Below are 7,760 nucleotides of genomic sequence, written 5' to 3' on the forward strand. Positions count from 1 at the left end.
GCAGCGAGAGGATGGTTCGGCAGGTGTACGACCGCAGGCGCATCCGCGTGGCCAAGCCGACGCGTTAGTGCGCCACGCTCCCCTCAACAACAACACGTGACTGCTCATGGACGGATATCGAAGTGCATCGTGGAAACAGTTCAGGGCTGAGGTGCTGCTGCTCGACGAATTCGCGTGCAAGCAGTGCCGGCGCTCTGAGGGCGTTCGCTTGCATGTTCATCACAAGCGGTACATCCCGGGTCGAAAGCCATGGGAGTACCCACATCACATGTGCGAGACGCTTTGCAGCGGTTGCCACGCGGCAGAGCACGGGATCATTCCTCCGAAAAGCGGCTGGACCTTCATCGGGCATGAGGACCTTGGCGGCCTGTACGGCGAATGCGAGTACTGCGGCACGGAGATCCGGCACTCTTTCCTCGTTGAACACGAGAAGTGGGGTGCCATGGAAGTCGGCGAGCAGTGCTGCGACGAGTTGACCAGCACGCGCTTGGCGACAGGACACCTTGCGTCGGTTCGGCGCCACCTGGACCGGCGCAAGCGATTCGTTTCTTCGGTGCGCTGGATCCGCAAGCGCCCGGGTGTCCAGGCCATCAAGCAAGACGGCATCCGTGTCGAGCTGGTGACCTTCAAGGGCGCCTATCGCCTTCGGGTGCGGGGCCAACTCGGCAAGCGAGAGTACCCGACCGAGATCGAAGCGAAGGCAGGAACCTTCGACCTGATCGAGTCCGGCGTCCTCAGAAAGTGGGTGAACCTGAAGAGAGAAAGCGAACGCCGACAGTGATCAGCGAGCGCAGGGCGAACCCCCTTCTTGGCATCGATATTCCAAACTTTGGAATATGAGGCGCTGCGCGCACAAAAAATAGGCAGCTCAGAAAGCGGAAAAACCCTTGTAAGTCGTTGACTCACAAGGGYTTTTTGTTGGCGGAGTGGACGGGGCTCGAACCCGCGACCCCCGGCGTGACAGGCCGGTATTCTAACCAACTGAACTACCACTCCAATTCTTCTTACCGCAGCGGGATTTCGCTTCGAGCATCGCTCTCTGCGCAAGCCCCGCCAAACTTGGCGTCCCCTAGGGGATTCGAACCCCTGTAATCACCGTGAAAGGGTGGTGTCCTAGGCCTCTAGACGAAGGGGACTGAAACTTTCACACCTCCACCACTCTGAACAACGCGCCCCGAGACTTTGGAGTCTTGGTGGAGGTAAGCGGGATCGAACCGCTGACCTCTTGCATGCCATGCAAGCGCTCTCCCAGCTGAGCTATACCCCCATGAATCCGAAAATTCTGGTGGCCATCGGGTTGACTTTTCAGCCTTCCTTCTGGCGCTGCGCTGTTCTCAGTAGCGAAGACCACGATTATAGGCAGATTTTTCAGGCCCTCTGCAAGCGGCTCAAAACTTTTTCACGCGCGAAGAGTTCGAGCACCGCATCGACCGACGGCGTCTGCGCACGACCGCACACCAGCACGCGAACGGCATGCGCGAGCTGCGGCATCTTGAGCCCGTGTGCACCCAGCGTCTCCTTGATCGCGGCCGCGATCGCGGGCTTCGTCCACTCGCTCGCAGCGAACTTCTCGCGCAGCGTCGCGAGCGCCGGCTTCACCGCATCGGTCACGTGCGCCGCCAGGTCTTCGGCACTCGGCGCCACGTCGGCGAAATACATCTGCAGCCAGTCGGCCAGCTCCACCGTCGTCGAGCAGCGGTCCTTGAACAGCCCGCAGCGCGCAGCCGCTTCGTCTTCCGACACGCTGATGCCGCGGCGCGCGAACTGCGCCACCACCAACGCGGCCAGGCGCCGCTCGTCGATCGTCTTCAGGTAGTGCGCGTTGACCCACGCGAGCTTCGCCGCATCCCACTGCGCCGGGCTCTTCGACAGGTGGCTGCCGTCGAACCACGACACCAGTTGCTCGCGCGTGAACAGCTCCTCGTCGCCGTGGCTCCAGCCGAGGCGCGCCAGGTAGTTCAGCATCGCCTCGGGCAGGAAACCGTTCTCCTCGTACGCCGTCACGCTGACCGCACCGCGCCGCTTCGACAGCTTCTGCCCATCGTCGCCGAGGATCACCGGCACATGGCCGAACAGCGGCAGCGGCGCCTTCAGCGCATGGAAGATGTTGATCTGCCACGGCGTGTTGTTCACATGCTCGTCGCCACGGAACACGTGGCTGATGGCCATGTCCCAGTCGTCGACGACCACCGCGAAGTTGTAGGTCGGCACACCGTCGGCCCGCATGATGATCAGGTCGTCGATCTCCTTGTTCGCGATGCTGATCGGGCCCTTGACCAGGTCGTCCCAGCTGACGATGCCGTCGTGCGGGTTCGCGAAACGGATCACCGCCTCCACGCCGGCGGGCGGCGCTGGCAGCGTCTTGCCGGGCGCCGGGCGCCAGCGACCGTCGTAGTGGGTCTTCTCGCCGCGCGCACGTTGCGCCTCGCGCATCACGTCGAGCTCTTCGGGTGTCGTGTAGCAGCGGTAGGCGCTGCCCTCGGCGAGCATCTGGTCGACCACCGCGCGGTAGCGGTCGAGCCGCTGCATCTGGTAGATCGGGCCCTCGTCGCAGTCGAGCCCCAGCCAGCGCATCGACGCGAGGATCTGGTCGACCGAATCCTGCGTCGAGCGGGCCACGTCGGTGTCTTCGATGCGCAGCACGAACTCGCCGCCGAAGTGGCGCGCGAAGGCCCACGAATACAGCGCGGTGCGGGCCGTGCCCAGGTGCAGGAAGCCGGTGGGCGACGGGGCGATGCGGGTGCGGATCGGTCGGGTCATGGTCGATGGAATCAAAGGGTGTCGAGGCCGGCCAGGCCACGCAGCAGGTCGGTCTTCAGGTCTTGCACGTCGTCCAGGCCCACGGCCACGCGGATCAGGCCCTGCGTGATGCCGGCCGCCTGGCGCTGGTCTTCGGTGAGCCGCCCGTGCGAGGTGCTGGCCGGGTGCGTGATCGTGGTCTTGGTGTCGCCGAGGTTGGCGGTGATCGAGCAGACCTGCGTCTGGTCGATCACGTGGAAGGCATTCTTGCGGGCGCCGGTGGCATCGGCGCTCTTCACGGTGAACGACACCACCGCGCCGCCCGAGCCCGATTGCTGCGCCATCGCCAGCGCATGCTGCGGGTGCGAACGCAAGCCGGGATAGAACACGCGCGCCACCTGCGGCTGCTGCTCGAGCCAGCCGGCCAGCTGCAGCGCGCGCTCGCCCTGCGCCTGCATCCGGATCGACAGCGTCTCCAGCCCCTTCAGCACCACCCAGGCGTTGAACGGCGACAGCGACATCCCCGCGCTGCGCATCACCGGCACGAACTTGTCGTTGATCAGTTGCTCCGGCCCGCACACCGCGCCGGCGATCACGCGGCCCTGCCCGTCGAGGTACTTGGTGCCCGAGTGCACGACCACGTCGGCGCCGTACTCGATCGGCCGCTGCAGCGCCGGCGAGCAGAAGCAGTTGTCGACCGCCAGCAGCGCGCCGGCCTCGTGCGCGATCTGCGCCAGCGCGCGGATGTCGCACACCTCGGTCAGCGGGTTGGTCGGCGATTCGGCGAACAGCAGCTTCGTGTTCGGCTTCAGCGCGCGCCGCCATTCATCCGGATCGGTCTGCGAGACGAACGTGGTCTCGACGCCGAACTTCGCGAACTCGCGGCCGAACAGCATGATCGTCGAGCCGAACACGCTGCGCGAGCAGATCACGTGGTCGCCGGCCTTCAGCAGCGCCATGCCGAGCAGCAGGATCGCGCTCATGCCGCTGGCCGTGCCGATGCAGGCCTGCGCGCCTTCGAGCGCGGCCAGGCGCCGCTCGAACATCGTCACCGTCGGGTTGCTGAAGCGCGAGTAGATGAAGGCTTCTTCTTCATTCGCGAAGCGCGCGGCGGCACTCGCCGCATCGGGCTGCACGAAGCTGCTGGTCAGGAACAGCGCCTCGGAGTTCTCGCCCCAGGCGCTCGGCGGCAGGCCCTCGCGCACCGCGAGCGTGTCGCGCCGCACGTCGGCCGGCAGCTCGACGCGCGGAATGCCCCGCTTCGCCGGCGCATCGGCCATCAGCTGCGCTCCGTGGTCGCGCTCTGCAGCGCGAGGCGCGAGCGGTCGGCACCCTCTTCCTCGTCGCCGCCCTGCGACTTGCGCTGCGTCGCGATCGCGTCGAAATCGGCGGCCGACACGTCGCCCGTCACGTAGTAGCCGTCGAAGCACGAGGCCTCGAAGCCGTTCAGCGTCGGGTTCAGCGCGCCCACCACCTTCTTCATCGCGGCCACGTCCTGGTAGATCAGCGCATCGGCGCCGATGAACTGGCGGATCTCCTCGATGCTGCGGTTGTGCGCGATCAGCTCTTCGCTGGTCGGCATGTCGATGCCGTAGACATTCGGGAAGCGCACCGGCGGCGCAGCCGAGGCCATGTAGACCTTGCGTGCTCCCGCCTCGCGCGCCATCTGCACGATCTCTTTCGAGGTGGTGCCGCGCACGATGGAATCGTCCACCAGCAGCACGTTGCGGCCCTTGAACTCGACGGCGATCGCGTTCAGCTTCTGGCGCACCGATTTCTTGCGCACGCCCTGCCCCGGCATGATGAAGGTGCGGCCCACGTAGCGGTTCTTCACGAAGCCCTCGCGGTACGGCTTGCCGATCTTCTGCGCGAGCTGCATCGCCGACGGGCGGCTCGACTCGGGGATCRGGATCACCACGTCGATCTCGCTCGGCGGCATCGTCGAGATCAGGCGCTGCGCGAGCGTCTCGCCCATGTTCAGCCGCGCCTGGTAGACCGACACGCCGTCCATCACCGAATCAGGCCGTGCGAGGTACACGAACTCGAACATGCACGGGTTCAGCGTCGGGTTCTCGGCGCACTGCTGGGTGTGGAGCTTGCCGTCCAGGTCGATGAAGACGGCCTCGCCCGGCGCCACGTCGCGGATCAGCTTGTGGCCGGTGCCTTCGAGCGCCACCGATTCGCTGGCCACCATCACTTCGGGGCCGTCCGCCGTCATCGCCTCGCCGAAGCACAGCGGGCGGATKCCGTACGGATCGCGGAAGGCCAGCAGCCCGTAGCCGGCGATCAGCGCGACCACCGCGTACGAGCCCTTGATGCGCTTGTGCACCGCGCCGACCGCCTTGAAGATCTCCTCGGTGGTCAGCGGCAGGTCGCGCGCGGCCATCTCGAGCTCGTGCGCGAGGATGTTGATCAGCACCTCGGTGTCGCTCTCGGTGTTGATGTGGCGGCGGTCGATGTCGAACAGCTCCTGCTTCAGCGAGTGCGCATTGGTCAGGTTGCCGTTGTGCACCAGCACGATGCCGAACGGCGCGTTCACGTAGAAGGGCTGGGCCTCTTCCTCGTTGTAGGCGTTGCCGGCCGTCGGGTAGCGCGTCTGGCCGAGGCCCACGGTGCCCGGCAGGCCGCGCATGTTGCGGGTGCGGAACACGTCGCGCACCATGCCGCGCGCCTTGTGCATGAAGCACTTGGTGCCCTGCATCGTGACGATGCCGGCGGCATCCTGGCCGCGATGCTGCAGCAGCAGCAGCGCGTCGTAGATCAGCTGGTTGACCGGCGTTTTCGAGATCACGCCAACGATGCCGCACATGGGAGAGTCCTTGCTGGTTCAACCGGCCCGCGTCATGCGGGCAGGTGGGAAGAGAGTTGAGGCGGAAGCACGGGCTTCAAGGCCGCCAGGGTGGCATTGAGCCACGGCGCGCCCACCGAGCTGGTCCAGGCCGGCGAAGTCACCATCGGCGTCATGCCGACCACCAGCCCGATGGCCAGCAGCACGATCACGCCGCGCAGCAGGCCGAAGAAGCCGCCCAGCAGCCGATCGATCAGGCTCAGCGGCGTCACGTGGATCAGGAAGCGCAGCAGCCGCGCCAGGATGCCCCAGACGATCAGCGCCGCGACGAAGGTGAGCGCGAACGCAGCCGCATGGTTGATGCCGGAGCCGATGCGGCCGACCGGGATGTGCGGCGCGACCATCGGCGTCAGCCACTGCGCGGCGAACCAGGCCGCGAACCAGCCGACCAGCGACAGCAGCTCGAACACCAGGCCGCGCACGAGCCCCACCAGGACGGAGAGACCCAGGATGCCGAGAAAGACCCCATCGACCCAGCCCATCGTGCGCCGTCACAGCGTCAGGATGGCCGACGGCAGGCCGGCGGTCTTGATCTTCGCGGCAGCCCGGTCGGCCTCGTCGCGCGAGGCGAACGGGCCGACCCGCACGCGGATGCGGTTGCCCGCCGAGGTCTCGACGACCTGCGTGTAGGTCTTCAGGCCGAGCTTCTCGACCTTGTGGCGGGCCTCGCGGGCGGCGGTGACCTCGGCGAACGCACCGACCTGCACGACGAAGCGGCCGGCCGCCTCGGGCGTGGCGGGCTTGCCGTCGAGCAGGGCCTGCGCGCGGGCGCTGTCGGTGGGCTTGGCAGCGGGTTTTTCGGTGGGCTTGTCTGCCGGCTTTTCAGTGGGCTTTTCGGCCGGCTTGCGTTCGACCGGCGCCGGGGCCGGCACCGGCTTCGGGGTGATAGCCGCCACCACCGGCGGCGGCACCGCGGCGGCCGGCGCCGAGGCCGGCTGCTCGCGGCCTGCATCGGCCGTGTTCTCGTTGATCACGCTCGGCGGCAGCGGCGCCGGCTTCGCATCGGCGGCCCGCGCGTTGGTGGCGGCCGGGGCCGGCGTCGTGGCGGGCGCGGCAGCCGGGGTGTCGCGCCGCAGCTCGACCGGCGTGTCAACCGGCAACGGACGCGGCTGGGTCTCGAACAGCAGCGGGAAGCCGATCACGCCGGCGATCACCAGCACGGCCGCGCCGATGAGCCGCTGGCGCGCGCGCGTGCGGGCCTGTGCGACGGAGTCGGGGGATTCGGCCACCGGGGGCGCCTTCGCCTTGGACTTGGCGGGCGCTGCGCTGTTGGGCGTGTTGCCCGGCGTGCGCTTCAGGAAGGACAGCAGACCCATGAAGAGCTGATTCCAGGTGAGCAACGAGCGATCAGCTCAGGTGCTTGGCAGAGAGACGGGGGATGCCGTCCTTCAGCACGCCGCCCACGGTGAAGAACGAGCCGAAGACCACGATTCTATCAGCGGGGTCCGCCGCCTCGATGGCCGCGCGCAGTGCCTCGTCGGGGCTCGCGTGACGGAATGTAGCGACCGGGCCCGGGCCTTTCAGCGCCAGGCGCTCATGCAGTTGCTGCAGCTCGGCGGCGCCGGCCGCGCGTGCGATCGGCAAGTCGGTGAAATGCCACGCATCGACCAGCGGCGCCATGCGGCGCAGGATCGCTTCGAGGTCCTTGTCGGCCATCGCGCCGAACACCACGTGGGTGCGCGGGAAGAAGCCCATCTGGTCGAGGTTCTCGGCCAGCGCGCCGACCGCATGCGGGTTGTGCGCCACGTCGAGCACCAGCGTCGGCTGGCCCGGCACGATCTGGAAGCGGCCGGTCAGCTCGACCGACGCGAAACCGTTGCGCACCGCCTGCGCGGTGATCGGCAGCCGATCGCGCAAGGCCTCGAAGGCGGCCAGCGCGGCCGACGCGTTCAGCAGCTGGTTGGCGCCGCGCAGCGCCGGGTAGGCGAGCCCGCTGAAGCGCTTGTCGCGCCCGCCCCAGCCCCATTGCTGCTTGTCGCCGGCGTAGTTGAAATCGCGGCCGAGCAGCCGCAGCTCGGCGCCCACCTCGGCCGCATGCGCGACGATGCTGGCCGGCACCATCGGGTCGCCCACCACCACCGGCTTGCCGGCGCGCATGATGCCGGCCTTCTCGCGGCCGATCGATTCGCGATCGGTGCCGAGCCAGGCGGTGTGGTCGATGTCGATGCTGGTG

Annotated in this window: 7 protein-coding genes and 3 tRNA genes; 1 reads left to right on the top strand and 9 read right to left on the bottom strand. The window is 67.5% G+C overall.

What is annotated here, in order from left to right; genetic code table 11:
* Positions 1-151: 151 nt before the first annotated feature.
* Positions 152-781 carry a hypothetical protein gene (locus AC1D01_RS13675; RefSeq protein WP_477867035.1) on the top strand — a complete coding sequence of 210 codons (630 nt, stop codon included), beginning with the start codon at positions 152-154 and terminating at the stop codon, positions 779-781.
* 138 nt (positions 782-919) lie between these two features.
* Here AC1D01_RS13675 and AC1D01_RS13680 read toward each other — a convergent pair.
* From AC1D01_RS13680 to AC1D01_RS13720, 9 genes are all read right to left on the bottom strand, one after another.
* Positions 920-996, bottom strand: a tRNA-Asp gene (locus AC1D01_RS13680).
* A 64-nt stretch (positions 997-1,060) separates the two neighbouring features.
* Positions 1,061-1,136 (bottom strand) — tRNA-Glu (locus AC1D01_RS13685).
* A 55-nt stretch (positions 1,137-1,191) separates the two neighbouring features.
* Positions 1,192-1,267 (bottom strand) — tRNA-Ala (locus AC1D01_RS13690).
* 101 nt (positions 1,268-1,368) lie between these two features.
* On the bottom strand, positions 1,369-2,760 hold the full coding sequence (gene gltX / locus AC1D01_RS13695) for a glutamate--tRNA ligase (protein ID WP_477867037.1): 1,392 nt from the start codon (positions 2,758-2,760) through the stop codon (positions 1,369-1,371).
* Between the two features lie 11 nt (positions 2,761-2,771).
* Positions 2,772-4,019 carry an O-succinylhomoserine sulfhydrylase gene (locus AC1D01_RS13700; RefSeq protein WP_477867039.1) on the bottom strand — a complete coding sequence of 416 codons (1,248 nt, stop codon included), beginning with the start codon at positions 4,017-4,019 and terminating at the stop codon, positions 2,772-2,774.
* Positions 4,019-5,548: an amidophosphoribosyltransferase gene (purF, locus tag AC1D01_RS13705; RefSeq protein ID WP_477867041.1), complete on the bottom strand. Its 1,530-nt coding sequence runs from the start codon at positions 5,546-5,548 to the stop codon at positions 4,019-4,021. The genes AC1D01_RS13700 and purF overlap by 1 nt, the downstream gene beginning before the upstream one ends.
* A 32-nt stretch (positions 5,549-5,580) precedes the next feature.
* Positions 5,581-6,069, bottom strand: coding sequence for a CvpA family protein (locus AC1D01_RS13710; RefSeq protein ID WP_477867043.1), 489 nt, complete (start codon positions 6,067-6,069; stop codon positions 5,581-5,583).
* A gap of 9 nt (positions 6,070-6,078) precedes the next feature.
* A complete protein-coding gene (locus AC1D01_RS13715) occupies positions 6,079-6,903 on the bottom strand; it encodes an SPOR domain-containing protein (protein WP_477867045.1) in 825 nt (274 codons plus the stop codon).
* A gap of 31 nt (positions 6,904-6,934) precedes the next feature.
* A partial coding sequence (locus tag AC1D01_RS13720; RefSeq protein WP_477867047.1) for a bifunctional folylpolyglutamate synthase/dihydrofolate synthase occupies positions 6,935-7,760 on the bottom strand: 826 nt, incomplete at its 5' end.

Source organism: Rhizobacter sp. P3_B12, assembly GCF_056402895.1.